Below are 19,867 nucleotides of genomic sequence, written 5' to 3' on the forward strand. Positions count from 1 at the left end.
TCTCAACTGGCGTCGGCGAGGGCGCTGGCGCCGCCCACGATCTCGCTGATCTCTTGGGTGATCTCGGCCTGGCGGGCCTGGTTGGCCAACCGGGTGTACTTCTTGATGAGCTCCTCGGCGTTGTCCGTGGCCGACTTCATGGCCTTCTGGCGCGCGGCCAGCTCGGACGCGGCGGCCTGGAGCAGGCAGTTGTAGATGCGCGCCGTGACGTACTTGGGCAGCAGCGCATCCAGGACCTGCTCGGCACCGGGCTCGAACTCGTAGAGGGGCAGGACGTCGTCCTCCGCGGGGGGCTCCTCGCCCTCGACCACCTCGAGGGGCAGCATGCGGATGACGTCGGGCTCCTGGTTGACCATGTTGACGAAGCGCGTGAAGACGATGTGGACCTCGTCGGCTCCACCGTCCTCGTAGGGGCGGTTGAACGCCGCCACGAGCTCCTCGCCGATCTCCCGCGCCACGTCGAACGTGGGCTGGTCGGTGAACCCGGTCCACTCGGCCGCGAACTCGCGCTTGCGGAACCGGTAGAAGCCCACCGCCTTGCGGCCGACCAGGTAGGGGACGACCTCCTTGCCCTCGCCGCGGAGCTCGGCGATGAGGCGCTCGCTCTCCTTGATGACGGAGGAGCTGTAGGCGCCGGCGAGGCCACGGTCGGAGGTCACGACGAGCACCGCCGCGCGGCGCACCTCGGCCGACTCGGTGGTGAGCGGGTGGTCGACGTTGGAGAACGTCGCCACGGCCGACACCGCACGCGTCAGGGCGCGGGCGTACGGGGAGGACTCACGGACGCGCTGCTGGGCCTTGACCACGCGGGACGCGGCGATCAGCTCCATGGCGCGCGTGATCTTCTTGGTCGCCTGGACGGACCGGATGCGCTGGCGGTAGACCCGCATCTGCGCTCCCATATGTTGCCGCCTCTCTCGTTCGTTCCTGGTGCGGCCCGGGGCCGCGGATCACGTTCTGGGGGGGTGCCGCCCGGAGGCGGCGACGCTGTCACCGGGTGCCCACCGTGGTGGGCACCCGGTGGGGGTCAGCGCTTCTGCTTGACGATCTGCTCCTGCTCGACCTCGTGCTCGAGCTCGCCCGGGTCGGCCTCGTGGCCGACGGGGGTGTTCTCGGCGCCGGAGGCGGCGAACTGCTCCTTGAACGCCTTGACGGCGTCCTCGAGCCCGGAGCGGGTCTCGTCCTCGAACTTCTTGGACTCGCGGATGGCGTCCAGGAGGCCCTTCTTCTCGCGGCGCAGGTAGTCCAGGAACTCGGTCTCGAAGCGCGAGACGTCCTCGACGGCGATCGAGTCGAGCTGGCCGGTGGTGCCGGTCCAGATGGACACGACCTGCTCCTCGACCGGGAACGGCGCGGCCTGCTTCTGCTTGAGGAGCTCGACGAGGCGGGCACCCTTGGCGAGCTGGGCACGGGAGGCCGGGTCGAGGTCCGAGGCGAACATGGCGAACGCCTCCATCGCGCGGAACTGCGCGAGGTCGAGCTTGAGGCGACCGGAGACCTCCTTCATGGCCTTGATCTGCGCGGCGCCACCGACACGGGAGACGGAGACACCCACGTCGATCGCGGGACGCACGTTGGCGTTGAAGAGGTCGGCCTGCAGGTAGATCTGGCCGTCGGTGATGGAGATGACGTTGGTCGGGATGTACGCCGAGACGTCACCGGCCTTGGTCTCGATGATCGGCAGGCCGGTCATCGACCCGTGGCCGAGCTCGTCGGACAGCTTCGCGCAGCGCTCCAGGAGGCGGGAGTGCAGGTAGAAGACGTCACCGGGGTACGCCTCGCGGCCCGGCGGGCGGCGCAGCAGCAGCGACACGGCGCGGTAGGCCTCGGCCTGCTTGGACAGGTCGTCGAACACGATGAGGACGTGCTTGCCCTGGTACATCCAGTGCTGGCCGATGGCCGAGCCGGTGTACGGCGCGAGGTACTTGAAGCCCGCCGAGTCGGACGCGGGGGCCGCGACGATGGTGGTGTACTCGAGCGCGCCGGCCTCCTCCAGGGTGCCGCGGACGGCAGCGATGGTGGAGCCCTTCTGGCCCATGGCGACGTAGATGCAGCGCACCTGCTGGTCGGGGTCGCCCGAGTCCCAGTTCTGCTTCTGGTTGATGATCGTGTCGACCGCGACCGTGGTCTTGCCGGTCTGGCGGTCACCGATGATGAGCTGGCGCTGGCCGCGACCGATCGGGGTCATGGCGTCGACGGCCTTGAGGCCGGTCTGCAGCGGCTCGTGGACCGACTTGCGCTGGACCACGGTCGGCGCCTGCAGCTCGAGGGCGCGACGCTCGGTGGTCGCGATCTCGCCGAGGCCGTCGATCGGCTGGCCGAGCGGGTTGACGACACGGCCGAGGAACGCGTCGCCGACGGGCACGGAGAGCACCTCGCCGGTCCGCTTGACCTCCTGGCCCTCCTCGATCCTGGAGAAGTCACCGAGGATGACGACGCCGATCTCGTGGACGTCGAGGTTGAGCGCGAGGCCCAGCGTGCCGTCCTCGAACTCGAGCAGCTCGTTGGTCATGCACGAGGGCAGGCCCTCGACGTGGGCGATGCCGTCACCGGCGTCGCTGACGCGGCCGACCTCTTCGCGGGAGGCCGTGCCGGGCTCGTAGGACTGAACGAAGTTGTCCAGTGCGTCCCGGATCTCCTCCGGACGGATCGAAAGCTCCGTCATCTGATCTCTTCTCCCTTGAGTGGTGCAGTGACCGGTGCCGAGGGGCTCGGACCGGAAGGCGTGGTGGTGGTCGTGCTGTGCAGTTGTCGTGCGGTGCCGTCAGCCGGCGATGTGCCTGCGGGCCTCGTCGAGGCGACGCAGCACGGTGCCGTCGACGACCTCGTCGCCGACCTGGACACGGATGCCACCGAGCACCTGCGGGTCGAGGACGACCTGCAGCACGATGGACTTGCCGTAGATGGAGTGCAGCGCCGCGCTGAGACGCTCACGCTGCTGGGGCGTGAGCTCGGTCGCCGCGGTGACGACGGCCGTGACCTGCTCGCGCCGACGGGACGCGAGGGCGAGGTAGCCCTCGAGGGTGCGGTCGAGCTTGCGGCCCCGGGGGGCGAGCACGGCCTGGCGGGCCAGCCGCACGGTCGTCCCGCTGGACCTGCCCTCGAGGAGCTGGGTGATGACGCCGGCCTTGGCCTGGGCGTCTCCCTGGCGGTTGGTCAGGCGGTCACGCAGCTCGGGGTTGCCGGCCACGATGCGCTCGAACCGGAACAGCTCGTCCTCGACGCGGTCGATCTCCCCGTCGGCCTCGGCCTGGGAGAGCAGCGACTCGATGCCGAGCTCCTCCACCGAGTCGGACAGGTCGCGCTCGGTGGCCCAGCGCTGGCCGACCACGGTGCGGAGCAGGTCGGTCGTCGGCTGGGACACCTTGCCGCCCAGGACCCGGGAGACCAGGTCGCGCTTGGCCTCTGCGTCCCGGGACGGGTCGGCCAGCGCGCGGCGCAGCGTGGCGCTGCCGTCGATGACGCCCACCACGGCGAGGAGCTCCTCACCGAGGGTGCGGCGGTCCGCCCCCGCGCCGAGCGCGGCCTCGAAGGCCTTGCTCGACTCGATGGCGGCTGCCCGCGACGAACCACGCATCAGGCGCCCTCTCCGACCTTCTCGGGCTGGATGTTCCCGGCCTCGAGCTCGGCGAGGAACCGGTCGACCGTGCCGCGACGGCGGGTCTCGTCCTCGAGGGACTCACCGACGATGCGGCTGGCCAGCTCGATCGACAGCCGGCCGACCTCGCTGCGCAGCGAGACCACGGCCTGCTGGCGCTCGGCCTCGATCTGCTTGTGCGCCGCCTCGGTGATGCGGTTGGCCTCGGCCTGGGCGTGCCCGCGCATCTCGACGACGATCGCGGCACCCTGCTCCCGCGCCTCCTCACGGATGCGGGCAGCCTCGGCGCGCGCCTCGGCGAGCTGGGCCTGGTACTGCTCCAGCGCGGCCTGGGCCTGCTGCTGGGCCTCTTCGGCCTGCTGCATGCCGCCCTCGATGGCAGCGGTGCGCTCGGCGTACGCCTTCTCGAGGTTGGGCACGACCTTGGTGGCCACAACCCAGTAGAGGATCGCGAAGGCGATGACGCCGAAGATCAGCTCACCCCAGAGGGGCAGGATCGGCAGGCGCTCGCCGGTCTTGTCCTCGGCGGCGGCCGCGACAACCACCTGCGTGATGCCGGTGAAGTGCTGCACGGGTTCTCCTAGTGCTGTGGTGCCAGGGGGCGTGGGGCTGGGTGGTTCGGCTTACTTGAAGACGAACGCGAGAACCAGACCGAAGATGGCCAGCGCCTCGGCGAGGGCGAAGCCGAGGATCGCGATGCCCTGGAGGACGCCGCGAGCCTCGGGCTGGCGGGCGACACCGTTGATGTAGGCGGCGAAGATCAGGCCGATGCCCACACCGGGGCCGATCGCAGACAGGCCGTAGCCGAGGATGGCGATGTTGCCAGTCATGTCAGAGGTCCTCTTTCGGGTTATCAGTCCGTCGGCACGTCGCCGAGCGGGAGTTCGTTGGCTATTCAGTTGTGGGTCGGGCGGGTCCTGCACCGGGCCGACGTGCGGTCGCCCCGGACGGTCTCAGTGCTCGTCGGCGAGGGAGCCGGCGATGTAGGTGGCTGCGAGCAGCGTGAAGATGTAGGCCTGCAGGAACTCGATCAGTCCCTCGAAGGCGGTCAGCACGAAGGCCATCCCGAAGGAGCCGACGCCGGCCGCCTTCAGGCCGATGCCACCGTGGATCAGCATGTACTCGCCGCCGGTGATGAACAGCAGCAGGAGCATGTGTCCGGCGAACATGTTGCCGAAGAGTCGCAGGGCGAGGGTGAGCGGCCGGGTGACGAAGTAGGTCAGCAGCTCCAGCGGGATGATCAGCACGTAGATGCCCTTGGGCAGGCCCGGCGGGATCATGTGCTTGATGTGGCCCCAGGCGCCGTTCTTCTTGATGCCCACCGCGTGGTAGATCACGAACACCAGCAGCGTCAGCGCGATCGGGAAGCCGATGCGGCTCATCGTGGGGTACTGGATCGGCGGGATGATGCCGAACAGGTTGTTGACCAGGATCAGCATGAACATGCTGAACAGCAGCGGGACGAACCGCAGGAAGTCGTGGCTGCCGATGATGTCGCGGGCCACGCCGTTGCGCACGAAGTTGTAGGCGCTCTCGGTCACCCACTGGCCCTTGCCGGGGACGACCGCGGCGCGCTTGGTGGTCGCCACGAGGACCCACGCGATCAGCGCCACCGAGATGGCCAGCACGACCATCGGGCGCGTGATCGCGAAGTCACCGTGACCGATCAGGGGCTGGTAGAACTCGGCGGGCGTCGGGGCGTGGAAACCGCCCCCGTCGCCGCCGGCAGCAGCCGGGCTGATGGCACCCAGCACGTTCAGACTCACAGGTTCTCCTCGAGCTTTGCGTTCGGAACACTCCACTGGCCGATGAGGGCAACGGTCACGCGCCCCGGCCCTGCATGCACTGGGCGGACCTGACCTGCGGAAGTCATTGCGTACCGTACCGGAACCACACGAGGTACAGCGACAGGGCCATCCCACCCACGATCCCCACGGCGACCAGCCAGGACGTGCCCAGCCAGCGGTCGAGTCCCCACCCGATCGCACCGAACATCGCCGGACCGGTGATGAGGTACGAGACGACGTTCCACATCCGCGCCTCCTCGAGGCGCTGGTGCCCCGCGTCGGCCTTCTGCAGCGGCGTCTGCCGGTCCTCCGGGGACGACCCCGGGGGCGGCGTGGAGGGCGGATCGGTCACGGTGGGCTCCTGTGGTCATCTGGCCGAACCCTCATCCTGCCCCGGATCCTGCGGGGCGTCGAAGACGAGCCGGCGGGAGCGCACGAAGGCGATGACCTGGAAGACCTGCCACACCAGGGCGACGGCGAGGACGGTGGCGCCGAAGGCGGTCCCGTCGAGCCACGAGGCGTCCTTGAGGGCCATGATCACCACGAGCAGGAAGATCATCTGGCCCATGAAGACGGCCAGGGCGCTGGCGAGGAAGCGGAGCGGGTCGAGGGCGCCGCCGAGCCTGCGCATGACGAGCAGGCCCAGGGCGAAGAAGGCGAGGGCGATGACGAAGCCGAGTGCTGCCCCGAGGGCTGCCCGTCCGCCTGCGACCACCGCTGCGACGACCACGGCCACCGGACCCACCGCGAGGGTGGGGAGGAAGGCTCCACGCAGCATGACCGCGAACGGGTCACGGTCGGCGTGAGGGGCTGTGGTCATGGATCTGCTGCCTGATTCGTCGGGGCTGCGGGGGCCTGGCGAACGGTGGTCCACACCCGCCTTGGGGTGCTTGTGAAAGGTATCACAAGCGCTCCACCGAGCACCAACCGCACCCCTCCCCTCCCCCTCCCCGGTCCCAGGGACGCCGGAAGGCCCGGCCCCTTCGCAGGGGCCGGGCCTTCGGGTACGGGTCGGTCAGGCCTGGCGGGCCCGCACCAGCCGGCGGACGGTGCCGAAGACACCGAGCGCGGCGAAGAGCACGAACATGACGGCCTGGGAGCCGTAGCCCGACAGCACGTTGCCGGTGAAGAGGTTGGCGCTCACGAAGTCGACCACCGACGGGTAGCCGAGGGACTGGCCCTGCGGGGTGTTGTAGAAGTCCACGAGGTCGGCCGCGACGACGGCGAAGAAGGACAGGGCCACGCCGCCGAGCACCACCAGCACGAGCGGCACGAGGCCACGGTTGGGCGTCCGGGTCGCGCCCTTGGTGTAGAGGGCAGCCGCAGCGCCGGCGATGACGAAGCTCGAGATCGAGGCGACGAAACCGAGCTCCCAGATGAGGACGGCGACGGCCATGCCCAGCGGGACGGCCGCGAGCGAGAACAGGATCCCCCGCGACACGATCTCGACCGGTCGGGCCTGGGCGTAGAGGCCGCTCGCGTCGAACGGGCCCACCTCCGGGAGCACCGGCGCCGGCGACGGCGTGGGGACGGACGCCCTGGGCGGGTCCGGGATGAGGTTGTCGGTCGTGCTCATGGTTCCCCCTGCATCGGGCGCCGCGACGGTCGCGGACGTCTCGTTCGGGGCGTGACGTTAGGACATGCAGGGCCCCACCGGGGGGCGAACCGGGCAAACCGGCCGGCGCTAGCCTGCGACCCGTGACCGCACATCCCCCGACCGGGTCCCCCCTCATCGGCCGTTTCGTCCGCCTGGACCCCGTGCGACCGGCTGATGCCGCCGGCCTGCACGCCGTCCACTCCGACCCCCGCGTCTACACGCAGGGCTACGTCATGGCGCCCCCTTCCCCCGACCTCGCTGCCACGCAGGCGCTGGTCGACAGGACCGTGGCGGCCCGCGCGACCGGCCGCACGGCGTACACGGTGCGCCTCACCGGGGCCGGTGGCCTCGGCGACGAGGGCACCGTGGTCGGCACCTCCTCCCTCGGCGACGTCGACCTCGTCAACGAGCGCGTGCACCTCGGCTGGACCCTGTACGCGTCGCGGTGGTGGGGCACGCAGGTGAACCCCGAGTGCAAGCTCCTCCTGCTGGGCCACGCGTTCGACTGCGGGTTCGGGCGGGTGAAGATCCAGACCGACGCCGTCAACCACCGGTCGCAGGCGGCGATCGCGAAGCTCGGGGCGACGCGGGAGGGCGTGCTGCGCCGTCACACGCGCAGGGCCGACGGCACGTTCCGCGACACCGTGGTGTTCAGCGTGCTGCGCGACGAGTGGCCGGCCGTGCGGGCCGGGCTCGAGCAGCGCCTCGCCTGACCGCGGGCGCGGACCGGCGTCCGGCCGGGGTGGTGCGTCCGTCGGGCCCTAGCCGATGCGCCGGACGCGGCCGCCCGTCGGGGCCCACCGGGGCAGCCAGATGGTGAGCACACCCACGACGACCACGGCAGCGAGCACGCCGGCCCCCGCGACCCGGGCGTCCTGGATGAAGATGAAGCTGACCGAGCCCAGGGCGGCCACCGCCGCCCACATCCACAGCAGCAGCACCGCGCGACGGTGGCCGTGGCCGATCTGGAGCATGCGGTGGTGCAGGTGCTGCTTGTCCGGGCTCCACGGCCGCTCGCCGCGCCGGGTGCGGCGCACCACGGCGAGCAGGATGTCGACCAGCGGCAGCAGGATGATGGCCGCGGGCACCACGAGCGGCAGCAGCGTCGCCGCGACCGGGTTGGTGCTCACCTGCGACGGCGTGACGTTGCCCGTCGTCGAGATCGTGGCCGCCGCGAGCAGCAGCCCGAGCAGCAGCGCCCCGGAGTCACCCATGAACAGCCGCGCCGGGTGGTAGTTGTGCGGCAGGAACCCCAGGCAGCAGCCGATCAGCGCCGCGGAGATGAACGTCGCCGACGAGAACACGTTGGGCGGGTCGAAGGTGCGCGAGATGCCGTAGCTGTAGATGAAGAACGACGACGCGGCGATGACGACGACCCCGGCCGCCAGCCCGTCGAGCCCGTCGATGAAGTTGACCGCGTTCGTGAACAGCACCACGGCGAACACGGTGAGGCCGACCATGATCGGCTGCGGCAGCACCGTCACCCCGCCGATCGGCAGCTGGAAGAGTGTGACGCCGTTGAACGCCATGATCCCGGCGGCGATCATCTGGCCGCCCATCTTGGTCAGCCAGTCGAGCTCACGGATGTCGTCGATGGCACCCAGGACGCAGACGATCGCGGCACCCCACAGCACCGCGTTGAGCTCCGGCCCCAGCCGGAAGACCTGGCCGAGGAACGGCAGCTTGCTCGCCGCGAGCATCGACGCCGCGAAGCCGAGGAAGATCGCCACCCCGCCCAGCCGCGGGATCGGTGTCGAGTGCACGTCGCGGTCGCGCACCGGCGTGAACGCGCCGGTGCGCACCGCGACGGCGCGCAGGAGGGGCGTCGCGGCATACGTGATCACCGCGGCGACCATCAGGACGAGGAGGTACTCGCGCACTCAGGGCGCCTCTCGGGTGGGTCGGGACTCAGCCTCGAGGGTATGCCGGGAAGCGGGTCACGAGGTCCGTCACGCCGGCCCGGACCTCCTTGGAGACCGCGTGGTCGGGGTCGGCGTCACCCTCGACGACGGCCTTCGCGATGAGGTCGGCGATGGTGCGCATCTCGTCGGTGCCCATCCCCTGCGTGGTCACGCAGGGGGTGCCGACGCGGATGCCGCTGGCGATGTTGGGCTTCTGGGGGTCGAACGGGATGGCGTTCTTGTTGAGGACGATGCCGGCCGCGTCGGAGCGGGCCTCGGCGTCGGCGCCGGTGACGCCGACACCCTGGAGGTCGTGCAGCGACAGGTGGGTGTCGGTGCCGCCGGTGGTCGGGCGGATCCCCTTCTCCCCCAACGACGTCGCGAGGACCTTGGCGTTCTCGATGACCTGCTTGGCGTAGGCCTGGTACTCGGGGGTGGCGCACTCCTTGAAGTTGACCGCCTTGGCCGCGATGGTGTGCATCTGCGGACCGCCCTGCATCATCGGGAAGACGGCCTTGTCGAGCTTGGTGGCGTGCTCCTCCTTGCAGACCAGCGCACCCGAGCGCGGCCCGCGCAGCACCTTGTGCGTCGTGAAGGTGACGACGTCGGCGTACGGCACCGGGCTGGGGATGGCCTTGCCGGCGACGAGGCCGATGAAGTGGGCGGCGTCGACCCAGAAGACCGCCCCGACCTCGTCGGCCAGCCTGCGGAAGAACTCGAAGTCGATGAGGCGTGGGATGGCCGAGCCGCCCGCGAGGATGACCTTGGGCCGGTGCTCCTTGGCGAGGCGCTCCACCTCGTCGTAGTCGATGTCCTCGGTCTGCTTGTCGACGCCGTAGTGGACGGCGTTGAACCACTTGCCGGAGAAGGAGACCTTGGTGCCGTGGGTGAGGTGGCCGCCCATGGGCAGCGCCATGGCGAGGATCGTGTCGCCGGGCTGCATGAACGCGCCGTAGACCGCCTGGTTGGCACTCGCGCCGGAGTGCGGCTGGACGTTGGCGTGGTCGGCGTCGAAGAGGGCTTTGCAGCGCTCGATGGCGAGGTTCTCGGCCTTGTCGACCTCCGAGCAGCCGCCGTAGTAGCGGCGCCCCGGGTAGCCCTCGGCGTACTTGTTGGACAGCGTCGAGCCGAGTGCGGTGAGCACCTCGGGGCTGGACATGTTCTCCGAGGCGATGAGCTGCAGGCCGCTGCGGATGCGGTCGAGCTCGGACACCAGGACCCCGGCGATCTCCGGGTCGAAGGCGGACAGGGCGCCGAAGTCGGAGCCGTAGAAGGTGTCAGCGCTCTGGGTCATCGCGTCTCTCCTGGGGTGCTGCTGTCTGGAGTGTTGTCTGGGGTGCTGTCCGAGGCCGGATCCGCGGGCAACTCTAGGGCCTGGGTCGGCTCGGGCTCCGGGGCGTCCGAGTCGGTGTCGGCCGGGTCGGTGTCGGCCGGGGCGTCCGCCTCGGTGTCGGCCGGCTCCGGGTGGAGGACGGCGTCGAGCTGCTCCTGCGTGACGGCGCCGGCGCGCAGGACGACGGGCACCTCGCTCGTGCAGTCGACGATGGTCGAGACCTCGGTGGAGGTGGTCGGGCCGGCGTCGAGGTAGACGGCGACGGCCGCCCCGAGCTGGGCCGCCGCGTCGGTGACGGTCGTCGCGGGCGGGCGGCCGGTGAGGTTGGCGCTGGTGACCGCCATGGGGCCGACCTCGCCGAGGAGGGCGAGGGCGGTGTCGTCCTTCGGCATGCGGACCGCGACGGTGCCGTTGGTGTCGCCGAGGTCCCACATCAGCGACGACTGTGCCTTGAGCACGAGGGTGAGCGGCCCCGGCCAGAACTCGCGGATCAGGTCGCGCGCCCACTCGGGCACGTCGGTGGCCAGGCCGTCGACGGTGCGGACGCTCGGCACGAGGACGGGCGGGGGCATCTCTCGACCGCGGCCCTTGGCGGCGAGGACCGAAGCGACTGCCTCGGGTGAGAAGGCGTCGGCCCCGATGCCGTAGACGGTGTCCGTGGGGAGGACGACGACGCCGCCGTCGCGGACGACCTCGACGGCGGCGGCGATGCCCTCGGCACGGCCGGACTCGGTGGTGCAGTCGTACACAGGACTCATGGGAGCCAGCGTAGTTGCGCCCTCGGACCGGCCGCGCCGGAGGCTCAGCGGACGATCTTGAAGTTGAACATCCCCGTGCCGAGGGCACCCATGAGCCGCAGCCACACCGGGAGCAGCATCTCGGTGCCGCGGGCCGTGCTGATGTCGCCGAGGTCGATGACGTCGGTGTGGCCGAAGCTCTGCAGGAGCTCGGTCACCGTCGCCTTGGCGTCCGCGTCGTCGCCGGAGACGAACACCGACGAGGCCTCGCCCAGGGACGTCGGGCGGACCATGAGCTCGGCCGTGAGGGTGTTGAGCGACTTCACGACCCGCGCCTGCGGGAACTCGCGCTGGATCTGCTCGCCGAGGCTGTCGGTGTCCTTGACGAACAGGGTGGGAGGGAAGCCCTGCGAGAAGTCGAGGGGGTTGCTGATGTCGAGGACGACCTTGCCCGCGAGCGCGTCGGCACCGGCAGCCTGCAGGGCCGGGATGGCGGCCGCGCCACCCGTGGCGTTGACGACGAGCTCGGCGTCGGCGACGGCGTCGGCGAACGTCGCGAGCCGCACCTGCGGGTGCTCGGTGGCCCACGCGGCGTACGGCGGGTTGCCCATCCCGTCGGGCTCGGTGCGGGCGAGGGTGGCCTGCGGGTCGCGCGTGCCGGTGACGACGTCGTGGCCGAGCTCGACCAGACGGCCCGCGAGGGCCTGGCCGACCATGCCGGTTCCGAGGACTGCGATCTTCATGGGGTGCTCCTTGGTTCGTGAAGTAGACAGGTCTGTCTACCGATGGGGCGACCATAGCAGACAGATCTGTCTACCGACACGGTATGCTGTGCGCAGACCCTTCGAGGAGGCCCCAGCCGTGCCCACGTCGACCACCCCCGCCGAGCCCGCCGCACCAGTGGCGCCCGCACGCCCCAGCGCGGCTCGCGACCGGATCCTCGAGACAGCCTTCGCCCTCTTCTACGCCAGGGGCATCCGGGCCGTCGGCGTCGACCTGATCATCGCCGAGTCCGGGGTCGCCAAGGCGACGTTCTACAAGCACTTCCCCGCCAAGGACGACCTCGTCGTGGCCTACCTCGACAAGGTCGACGGCATCTGGTCGGGCCAGCTCCACGCCGCAGCCGAGGCCGCGGGCGCGGCGCCCGCCGACCAGCTCGTGGGGTTGTTCGACGCCCTGCAGAGCGCGTGCCGACGGGAGGGGTACCGAGGGTGCGGCTTCATCAACGCAGCCGCCGAGTCCCAGCCCGGGACCCCGGTCCACGACCGCACGGTGGCCCACAAGGCCTCCGTCCTCGCCTGGGTGCAGGAGCTCGCCGAGCGGGCCGGTGCGCGCGACGCGCGTGCCCTGGCGCGCTCCCTCACGCTGCTGCTCGACGGCGGGCTGGCGAGCGGAACGCTCGACGCCGCACCGGAAGCCCCGGCCGTCGCCAAGGACACGGCTCGAGCCCTCGTCACCGCCGCCCTGGCCTGAAGCCGTCACGCGCCGCGCCGGAGTCGGTGCGCCGGAGGCGGGGCGCCGTCAGGCGCGCGTGGCCACCGTGGCGCGGGGGCGGCCGGTGAGGTCGCGCTCGTCGTGGACCTCGCGCCACGAGCCAGAACGCTCGAGCGCGCGCGGCAGCGACTCGCCCTGGCTGTCGGCGTGCTCCATCACCAGGACCCCGCCCCGGCGGAGCAGCACCGCCGCGCGGGCGGCGACCGCCAGGGGGATGGCGAGCCCGTCGTCGCTGCCGCCGTAGAGCGCGAGCTCGGGGTCGTGGTCGCGGACCTCGGGGTCGACCGGAACCATGCCGAGCGGGATGTAGGGCGGGTTGGACACGACCACGTCGACGGCTCCCTCGAGCTCGGGGAACGCGGTTGTGGCGTCGCCGTGCACCAGCGCCACCGGCAGCCTCGTGTCGGCGACGTTGCGCGCCGCCCAGGCGTGCGCGTCCTCCCCCAGCTCCACGGCGTGGACGGTGGCCGTCGGCAGCTCGTCGGCCACGGCGAGCGCGATGGCCCCCGAACCCGTGCAGAGGTCGACGACCACCGGCGACGCGCCGGCCGCGCGTGCGGCGTCGATGGCGAGGCCGGCGACGACCTCGGTCTCGGGCCTCGGGGTGAACACCCCGGGCCCGACCGCCAGCTCGAGGCGGCGGAACGCCGCCCGCCCGGTCAGGTGCTGCAGCGGCACCCGGTCGGCCCGCTGCTCCACGAGCGCGCCGTACGCCGCGGGGTCGGGTGCCGGGGCACCCACCACCATCGCCGTGCGGACCTGCGCGGCGGTCCTGCCCAGGACGTGCGCTGCGAGCGCGACCGCGTCGACGTCCGGGGACGGCACCCCTGCCTCGGCCAGCCGGGCGGCGGCCCCGCGCACCGCTGCCCGCAGGTCGCCGGGCTGCTGCGCGGTCACCGGCTGGAGGCGCCCGAGGCGTCGGCGACCGCAGCCATCCGCGCGGCCTCGTCGGCGTCGACCGCTGACTGCACCACCGCGTCGAGCTCGCCGTCGAGGACGGTGTCGAGGTTGTAGGACTTGAAGCCGGTCCGGTGGTCGGAGACGCGGTTCTCCGGGAAGTTGTAGGTCCGGATGCGCTCGCTGCGGTCGACCGTGCGGATCTGGCTGCGGCGGGCCGCGCTCGCCTCGGCGTCCGCGGCGTCCTGGGCCAGCTGGTGCAACCGGGCCCGCAGCACGCGCATCGCCGACTCCTTGTTCTGGAGCTGGCTCTTCTCGTTCTGGCAGGAGACCACGGTGCCGGTCGGCAGGTGGGTGATCCGGACGGCCGAGTCGGTGGTGTTGACCGACTGGCCACCGGGGCCGGAGCTGCGGTAGACGTCGATCTTGAGGTCGTTGGGGTCGATGGTCACCTCGACCTCCTCCGCCTCGGGCATGACGAGCACCCCTGCTGCGGAGGTGTGGATGCGGCCCTGGCTCTCGGTCACGGGCACCCGCTGGACCCGGTGGACCCCGCCCTCGTACTTCAGCCGCGCCCACGGGGCGTCGCCGGGCTCGGGTGTCCCCTTGGCCTTGACGGCCATCCGCACGTCCTTGTAGCCGCCGAGGTCGGACTCGGTCGCGTCGATCAGCTCGGTCTTCCAGCCGCGGCGCTCGGCGTAGCGCAGGTACATCCGCAGCAGGTCGCCGGCGAACAGTGCCGACTCCTCCCCGCCCTCGCCGGCCTTGACCTCGAGGATGACGTCACGGTCGTCGTCGGGGTCACGGGGCACGAGCAGGCGGCGCAGCTTGTCCTCGGCCGCGTGCAGCGTCGCCTCGAGGGCGGGGACCTCGGCAGCGAACCCCTCGTCGTCCTTGGCGAGCTCACGAGCCGCCTCCAGGTCGTCGGTCGCCGCGTGCCACGCGTGGTACGCCGCGACGGTCGGGGCCAGCGCGGCGTACCGCTTGTTGAGGCGCCGCACGAGGTCCTGGTCGCCGAAGACCTCCGGGTCGGCGAGCTGCTTCTCCAGGTCGGCGTGCTCCTGGACGAGGGCTGCGGCGGACTCCAACATGGGGGCTCCTGAGGTCGTGCGCGGGTGGTGCTGGGACGTACTGGGCGGTGCCAAGCGCTGCCTCACCCACCGGACGGGTGCGGGGTTCAGCGGCGCAGGTAAAGCAATGCGCCGGCCCCGACCACGAGGGTCGGGACCGGCGCATCGGAGGAGCTACTTGCTCTCGGCCGCGGCCTTCTTGCCATAGCGGGCCTCGAAGCGGGCCACGCGACCACCGGTGTCGAGGATCTTCTGCTTGCCCGTGTAGAACGGGTGGCACTGCGAGCACACCTCGGCGCGCATCTCGCCGGAGGTCGCAGTGCTGCGGGTCTTGAACGTGTTGCCACAGGTGCAGGTCACCGTGGTCTCGACGTATGCGGGGTGGATGTCCTTCTTCAAAGCGTGCTCCTTGGTCATGTGGCCGGGTCGGCGGGGCGGGTGCCTCGGGCCGTGAACCGGTCAGCGGTCAAGTGTGCCAGACAGCGGCGCACATCTCCTAAACGGTGCTCGACCGTGCGGCATTCCCCGGGCGGCTGCGCCGCGGAGCCGGGCTGAGCACGAGCGGCAGCCGGATCGTCATCGTGGTGCCGACCCCCTCCGTCGACTCGAAGCCCAGCTCGCCCCCGTGCCCCTCGACGATGGCCCGCACGATGGCCAGGCCGAGCCCGGTGCCCGGGATGGCCTGAGCGTTGGCGTTGGAGGCACGGAAGAAGCGGTCGAAGAGCTTGGCCTGGTCCTGCTCGGGGATCCCGATGCCGGTGTCGGCGACCGCGATGGTGACGCTCTGGCCGTCACGCTGGGTCGAGATGGTGGCCACTCCCCCGGCCGGGGTGAACTTCACGGCGTTGGAGCCCAGGTTGATCAGGGCACGCTCGAGCTGGATCCGGTCGACGTGGACCTGGAGGCAGGGGTCGACCTCCTCGACGACGAGGCGCACGCCCTGGGCGCTCGCCACGGGCTCCAGCATCTCGCTGACCCCCCGGACGATCTCGGACACCAGGACGTCCTCGGGGTCGGACTCGAGACCGGAGGCCTCGATCTTGTTGAGCACGAGGAGGTCCTCGATGAGGCCGCGCAGCCGCGTCGCGTTGCGCCCGATGACCCTCAGCGCGGCCTGCTGGCCCCCGCTGAGGTCGCCGTAGTCACCGTCCTCGAGGAGCTCGAGGTAGCCGCTGATGGAGGTCAGCGGTGTGCGCAGCTCGTGGCTCACGGTGGCCATGAAGTCGGTCTTCTGGCGGTCGAGCTCGGTGAGCCGGCGCATCTGCTCGCCCTGCATCTCGTTGAGCCGCAGCTGCGCGATGGCCTGGGCGAGGTAGCCGGCGCACTGCTGGGTGGCCTGGATCTCGTAGCGCCGCCAGCGACGGTAGATGTCGACCGTCATCAGGGCCAGCACCCCCAGGCCGCGCTCGCCCACACCCACGGGGACCATGACCATCGACCTGGCACCCGTGGCCCGGTGGAACGCAGCAGCGCGCTCGTCGCGCGAGACGCTGGGGTCGAGCAGGTCGCGGATGACGAACACCGACCCGTCACGGCGCAGCTCGCGGTTGACCTGGGGCACGAGGCTCATCAGCGACGGCGGGAGCGGCGGCAGCGGCGGGAGGTCCTCGCGGTGCCACTGGACCCGCTCCTCGACACCCTCCTGGCCGTCGCCCAGCGTGTAGAGCAGCACGCGGTCGGCATGCATACCGGTCCCGAGGCGGGCGCAGACGAGGCGCAGCGCCTCCTCGATGTCGTCCACGCTGCGCACCATGTCGGCGACCTCGAGGGCGAGTCGGTGCATGAGCAGCACCTGGTCCTGCTCCTCGACCAGGGCCCGGTTCGTCTTCGTGAGCTCGTTGAAGTCGTCTGCGAGGGCGCGGATCTCCGCCGCCCCGCCCGAGGCGTCCGCCAGCGCGAGGTTGTCGCCGCCACGTTGCCGGGCCACGACCTCGCGAAGCCGGGCGACCGGGGCGGACAGGGAGCCGTCGATGCTGCGCCACATGAGGTAGGCGCCGACCACCGAGAGCAGGGTGAGCGCGATCATGATCGACAGCAGCCGGTCGAACGCGCCGGCGATCCGGGAGCGCGCCTGCGCCCGGCCGGCGATGAGCTCGGACTCCAGCTGGCTCGAGACCGAGCGGAACTCCGCCATGCGCCCGTCGGCCCCGGCCAGGACGCCGGCGTCGGCCGACGCCCCCTTCACGCCCGGCTGGGCGACCCACGCGAACCACGCCCTGGCCGCGGTCTCCTGCCGGCTGGTCAGGTCTGCGTACGTGGCCCGCTCCTTCTTCGTGAGCACGTCACGCCGCAGCACGGTCTCCTGCAGAGTCACCAGTCGCTCGACCTCGCTGAGCGAGCCGCGCAGCGCCGACCCCTCGGCGACCCCGGCCGCGGTGCGGCGGCTCCAGGCGGCGTCGGCGTCGGTCATCCGCTGGCGGATCGCGGTCGTCGCGTCGATCGCCGGGGAGAACGCCATGCTGGTGCGAGCGGTGTCGCGTGAGTTGGAGCGCACGGTGAGCAGCGCGGCCCCCGCGACGACCGGGACGATGCACAGCATCGCGACGACCAGCAGCCTCAGCTGGCCGGAGACGGACCACAGCGAGGGCCTGGTCAATCCGCCGCCTCGTCGAAGCCCGCGCGGGTCATGACGCCCCAGACCTGCTCCTTCTTGCGCAGGCTCGCCCACCAGCCGCCGAGCCGCCACCAGACGGTGAGCTGCCGGTAGCCGATGTTCTCCAGGACCGCGGCCGCGAGCGTGGTCAGCAGGTCGCGCCACCGGTTGTAGCGGTGGAACGCCCACTCCTCGACGGACATCGCCGCGAGGGTGACCAGGATCGCCAGGCCGTAGGCCAGCACGAGGAACAGCAACGCGTACGGCACGTTGACGATCCCGAGCGCCAGGCCGAGGACGACGACGACGATGCCGAAGCCCTCGAGCAGCGGCGCGAAGAGCTCGAAGACCCAGTAGTAGGGCAGCGCGAGGAAGCCGATGCGGCCGTAGCGGCGGTTGAAGAGCATCCCGCGGTAGGCCCACAGCGTCTCCCAGAGGCCCCGGTGCCAACGCCTGCGCTGGCGCGCCAGGACCGACAGGGTCGAGGGCACCTCGGTCCAGCACACGGGCTCCGGCACGAACTCGACGGCGTAGTCGCGGCCCTCGTCCATCATGCGGCGGTGGATGCGCAGGACCAGCTCGAAGTCCTCGCCGATGCTGTCGGGGTCCAGTCCCCCGGCGTCCACGACGACGTCACGGCGGAACATGCCGAAGGCGCCGCTGATGAGGATGAGCATGCCGAGGCGGGACCACCCGGTGCGGCCCACGAGGAACGCGCGGAGGTACTCCACGACCTGGATCCGTGCGACCCACTGGGTGGGCATCGCGAGCCGGACCAGTCGCCCGGAGACGACCCGGCTGCCGTTGACGGCCCGGATCGTGCCGCCCGTGGCGACCATCCGCGTGGGGTCGTCGGTGAAGGGCTTGCTCACGCGCAGCAGGGCGTCGGGCTCGAGGATCGAGTCTGCGTCGATGAAGGCGATGAGTGGCTCGACCGCGACATTGACGCCGGCGTTGATGGCCTCGGATCGACCGGAGTTGGCCTTGCGCACCACCACGAGCCGGGTGTGCCCGTCCCGCGGCACGTAGACCCCGAGGATCTCCGCCCGGACCGGGAGGTCCATAGGGACCTCGCGCGGGATCTGGACCAGGTCGAAGGCCTCACGGAGCACGCCGAAGGTGTTGTCGGTGCTGCCGTCGTCGACGACCACGACCTCGTGGCGGGGGTATCGCAGGCTCAGCATCGCCGTGGTGGAGGTGACGATGCCGACCTCCTCGTTGTGGGCCGGCATGACCACGGAGACGCCTAGCGCCAGCTCGCCTCCGAGGGTGTCGACCGAGGCGTCGCGCATGCGCAGGTAGCGGCGGAACTGGAACCCGGCGGTGATGATGAGCAGGAGGAACGAGAGGTTGATGACGACGAAGTACACGAGGATCGGCACCGAGGTGACGTCGTAGAGCCACTGCACCACAGCGCTCAGGCCGTCCCGGAAGCCGTTCACCGCTGTCCCGCCCTCAGGGCGGCGAGCACCAGGGCAGTACCTGCCGCAGGCTCGTCCCGACGCCCGTCGAGCGTCGCCATCCCCCGCGGCCCGATGGCGACAAGGGACTCCGCGGCCATCTCTGCCAGGCGCGGGTCGTTGGCGTCGAGGAGGCCGACGAGGTCGTCGTGGGCGAGGGGCGAACCGATGCGACCCATCGCCTCCGCACAGGCGCGGCGCAGGTCGGTCGGCTGGTCCGGCCGGGTGTGGCGCGCCAGCAGCGCGACCTCGGAGTCCTGCCCGATGGAGCCGAGGGCCTCCGCGGCCTCGACGCGGACCGTGACGTCGGGGTCGGCAGCGATGAGCTCGCGCAGCTCGGGCAGGGCCTGCACGAACGTGCCGACACCTGCCACGTGGGCGGCCACCATCCGCGTGCGGGGGGCCGGGTTGCGCATGGCCGCCCGCAGCACCGGGGCGATCTCCACGCCCATCTCGAGCAGCGCGTCCGCGGCGAGGCCGGCGGGGATTCCCTCGCCGGTGCCCACCGAGCGGAGCAGGGGCGCGGCGAGCCAGGGGTCGGCGAGGTAGGAGGCGGCGTAGGCGGCGCTGGCCCGCACCTCGGACGCCTCGTCCTCGAGGGCCTCGGAGATCAGGGCCGTGCTGTCCTCGACCCGGGCGAGGCCCAGCAGCTGTACGGCGCGGGCACGGCGCACGGGTGAGCGGTGGGACACCTCAGCCTTGGCCCGCTCGAGGGCACCGTGGTCCTCCAGGACCGTGACGAGCTGGTTCGCGGGCTCGCCGCGCACCTTGGCCAGCAGGGCCACCGCGGCCTCGTCGATCGCGTCTGCGGTCTTGCCGCGGGCACTGCGCAGGATGCGCAGGCCACCGGGCTCACCGGCGGCGAGCTCGATGAGGGCACCCCGGACGGGGGCGAGGGACTGCGCGGTGCGCCGCTCGCGGCGCAGGCGCGTCACCTTCGACCAGATGACGCTCAGGGCGAGCACGAGGCAGGCCAGCAGGACGAGGAGCTCGATCCCCAGGAGGAGCTGGCGGGTGGTCACCGGGCTCGGGCGAGCATCCCGTTGACCCGGTGAAGGAGCTCGCGCGGGCTGAACGGCTTGATCACGTAGTCGTCGGCCCCCACGGCGAAGCCAGTGTCGACGTCGCTGTCGCGGGACTTGGCGCTGAGCAGCAGGACCGGCACGGCACCGTGCTCGCTGTCGCGGATCTTGCGCAGGACGTCGATGCCGGACAGGCCGGGCATCATCACGTCCAGGATCACCAGCGCCGGGCGCTCGGCCTGGAACGACTCCCAGGCGGCGAGCCCGTCGGCGACGGCCTCGACCGCGTACCCCGACTGCGTGAGCTTGAACTCCACGAGGTCGCGGATGTCTGGGTCGTCGTCAGCGATGAGCACGCGGGCGCCATCCGGCATTGCC

22 protein-coding genes are annotated in these 19,867 nt (G+C 71.3%); 2 read left to right on the forward strand and 20 right to left on the reverse strand.

Annotated elements, in window-relative coordinates; translation table 11 throughout:
* Positions 1 to 2: 2 nt before the first annotated feature.
* The 9 genes from ABEA42_RS07865 to ABEA42_RS07905 all read right to left on the reverse strand — a co-directional run bounded on the left by ABEA42_RS07865 (position 3) and on the right by ABEA42_RS07905 (position 6,961).
* Positions 3 to 902, reverse strand: a complete 900-nt coding sequence (locus tag ABEA42_RS07865) for a F0F1 ATP synthase subunit gamma (protein WP_345502327.1) — start codon at positions 900 to 902, stop codon at positions 3 to 5.
* A 125-nt stretch (positions 903 to 1,027) separates the two neighbouring features.
* Positions 1,028 to 2,665, reverse strand: coding sequence for a F0F1 ATP synthase subunit alpha (atpA, locus tag ABEA42_RS07870; RefSeq protein ID WP_345502328.1), 1,638 nt, complete (start codon positions 2,663 to 2,665; stop codon positions 1,028 to 1,030).
* A gap of 99 nt (positions 2,666 to 2,764) precedes the next feature.
* Positions 2,765 to 3,577, reverse strand: a complete 813-nt coding sequence (locus ABEA42_RS07875) for a F0F1 ATP synthase subunit delta (protein WP_345502329.1) — start codon at positions 3,575 to 3,577, stop codon at positions 2,765 to 2,767.
* Complete coding sequence (locus tag ABEA42_RS07880; protein WP_345502617.1) at positions 3,577 to 4,152, reverse strand: F0F1 ATP synthase subunit B; 576 nt, start codon at positions 4,150 to 4,152, stop codon at positions 3,577 to 3,579. The genes ABEA42_RS07875 and ABEA42_RS07880 overlap by 1 nt, the downstream gene beginning before the upstream one ends.
* 69 nt (positions 4,153 to 4,221) lie before the next feature.
* Entirely contained in the window at positions 4,222 to 4,428 is a 207-nt protein-coding gene (gene atpE / locus ABEA42_RS07885) for an ATP synthase F0 subunit C (RefSeq protein ID WP_056883533.1), read from the reverse strand.
* Between the two features lie 123 nt (positions 4,429 to 4,551).
* Positions 4,552 to 5,364, reverse strand: a complete 813-nt coding sequence (gene atpB, locus ABEA42_RS07890; protein ID WP_345502331.1) for a F0F1 ATP synthase subunit A — start codon at positions 5,362 to 5,364, stop codon at positions 4,552 to 4,554.
* A 103-nt stretch (positions 5,365 to 5,467) separates the two neighbouring features.
* Complete coding sequence (locus ABEA42_RS07895; protein WP_345502333.1) at positions 5,468 to 5,737, reverse strand: AtpZ/AtpI family protein; 270 nt, start codon at positions 5,735 to 5,737, stop codon at positions 5,468 to 5,470.
* A gap of 15 nt (positions 5,738 to 5,752) precedes the next feature.
* Positions 5,753 to 6,205, reverse strand: coding sequence for a hypothetical protein (locus ABEA42_RS07900; protein ID WP_345502335.1), 453 nt, complete (start codon positions 6,203 to 6,205; stop codon positions 5,753 to 5,755).
* A gap of 195 nt (positions 6,206 to 6,400) precedes the next feature.
* Positions 6,401 to 6,961: a hypothetical protein gene (locus ABEA42_RS07905; protein WP_345502336.1), complete on the reverse strand. Its 561-nt coding sequence runs from the start codon at positions 6,959 to 6,961 to the stop codon at positions 6,401 to 6,403.
* Between the two features lie 122 nt (positions 6,962 to 7,083).
* Here ABEA42_RS07905 and ABEA42_RS07910 point away from each other — a divergent pair, with 122 nt between their 5' ends.
* Positions 7,084 to 7,695, forward strand: coding sequence for a GNAT family N-acetyltransferase (locus tag ABEA42_RS07910; protein ID WP_345502338.1), 612 nt, complete (start codon positions 7,084 to 7,086; stop codon positions 7,693 to 7,695).
* A gap of 48 nt (positions 7,696 to 7,743) precedes the next feature.
* On the opposite strand, the gene ABEA42_RS07915 is transcribed toward ABEA42_RS07910, so the two are convergent.
* From ABEA42_RS07915 to ABEA42_RS07930, 4 genes are read right to left on the reverse strand one after another with little or no spacing between them, the layout of a single operon-like run.
* Entirely contained in the window at positions 7,744 to 8,862 is a 1,119-nt protein-coding gene (locus ABEA42_RS07915) for an MraY family glycosyltransferase (RefSeq protein WP_345502340.1), read from the reverse strand.
* A 28-nt stretch (positions 8,863 to 8,890) separates the two neighbouring features.
* Positions 8,891 to 10,177, reverse strand: coding sequence for a serine hydroxymethyltransferase (locus tag ABEA42_RS07920; protein WP_345502342.1), 1,287 nt, complete (start codon positions 10,175 to 10,177; stop codon positions 8,891 to 8,893).
* The gene (locus tag ABEA42_RS07925) at positions 10,174 to 10,974 is read right to left on the reverse strand and encodes an L-threonylcarbamoyladenylate synthase (protein WP_345502343.1); all 801 of its coding nucleotides are present in this window, start codon (positions 10,972 to 10,974) and stop codon (positions 10,174 to 10,176) included. Before ABEA42_RS07925 ends, ABEA42_RS07920 begins: the two co-directional genes overlap by 4 nt.
* Before the next feature lie 44 nt (positions 10,975 to 11,018).
* A complete protein-coding gene (locus tag ABEA42_RS07930; RefSeq protein ID WP_345502344.1) occupies positions 11,019 to 11,696 on the reverse strand; it encodes an NADPH-dependent F420 reductase in 678 nt (225 codons plus the stop codon).
* 118 nt (positions 11,697 to 11,814) lie between these two features.
* Between ABEA42_RS07930 and ABEA42_RS07935 the strand changes: the two genes are divergently transcribed.
* A complete protein-coding gene (locus ABEA42_RS07935) occupies positions 11,815 to 12,426 on the forward strand; it encodes a TetR/AcrR family transcriptional regulator (RefSeq protein ID WP_345502345.1) in 612 nt (203 codons plus the stop codon).
* A gap of 48 nt (positions 12,427 to 12,474) precedes the next feature.
* On the opposite strand, the gene prmC is transcribed toward ABEA42_RS07935, so the two are convergent.
* The 7 genes from prmC to ABEA42_RS07970 all read right to left on the reverse strand — a co-directional run bounded on the left by prmC (position 12,475) and on the right by ABEA42_RS07970 (position 19,863).
* Positions 12,475 to 13,344 carry a peptide chain release factor N(5)-glutamine methyltransferase gene (gene prmC, locus ABEA42_RS07940; protein ID WP_345502347.1) on the reverse strand — a complete coding sequence of 290 codons (870 nt, stop codon included), beginning with the start codon at positions 13,342 to 13,344 and terminating at the stop codon, positions 12,475 to 12,477.
* Entirely contained in the window at positions 13,341 to 14,435 is a 1,095-nt protein-coding gene (prfA, locus tag ABEA42_RS07945) for a peptide chain release factor 1 (RefSeq protein ID WP_345502349.1), read from the reverse strand. Before prfA ends, prmC begins: the two co-directional genes overlap by 4 nt.
* A 153-nt stretch (positions 14,436 to 14,588) precedes the next feature.
* Positions 14,589 to 14,813, reverse strand: coding sequence for a 50S ribosomal protein L31 (gene rpmE / locus ABEA42_RS07950; protein ID WP_345502619.1), 225 nt, complete (start codon positions 14,811 to 14,813; stop codon positions 14,589 to 14,591).
* Positions 14,814 to 14,910: 97 nt separating this feature from the next.
* Positions 14,911 to 17,010 (reverse strand): sensor histidine kinase, encoded by a 2,100-nt coding sequence (locus ABEA42_RS07955; RefSeq protein WP_345502350.1) that lies wholly within the window; start codon positions 17,008 to 17,010, stop codon positions 14,911 to 14,913.
* Positions 17,007 to 18,449 carry a glycosyltransferase family 2 protein gene (locus ABEA42_RS07960; RefSeq protein WP_345502351.1) on the reverse strand — a complete coding sequence of 481 codons (1,443 nt, stop codon included), beginning with the start codon at positions 18,447 to 18,449 and terminating at the stop codon, positions 17,007 to 17,009. The genes ABEA42_RS07955 and ABEA42_RS07960 overlap by 4 nt, the downstream gene beginning before the upstream one ends.
* On the reverse strand, positions 18,446 to 19,489 hold the full coding sequence (locus tag ABEA42_RS07965) for a HEAT repeat domain-containing protein (protein WP_345502353.1): 1,044 nt from the start codon (positions 19,487 to 19,489) through the stop codon (positions 18,446 to 18,448). The genes ABEA42_RS07960 and ABEA42_RS07965 overlap by 4 nt, the downstream gene beginning before the upstream one ends.
* Positions 19,486 to 19,863, reverse strand: a complete 378-nt coding sequence (locus tag ABEA42_RS07970) for a response regulator transcription factor (protein WP_345502621.1) — start codon at positions 19,861 to 19,863, stop codon at positions 19,486 to 19,488. Before ABEA42_RS07970 ends, ABEA42_RS07965 begins: the two co-directional genes overlap by 4 nt.
* Positions 19,864 to 19,867: the final 4 nt, after the last annotated feature.

This window comes from Pedococcus ginsenosidimutans (assembly GCF_039544395.1).
GTDB classification, from domain to species: Bacteria; Actinomycetota; Actinomycetes; order Actinomycetales; family Dermatophilaceae; genus Pedococcus; species Pedococcus ginsenosidimutans.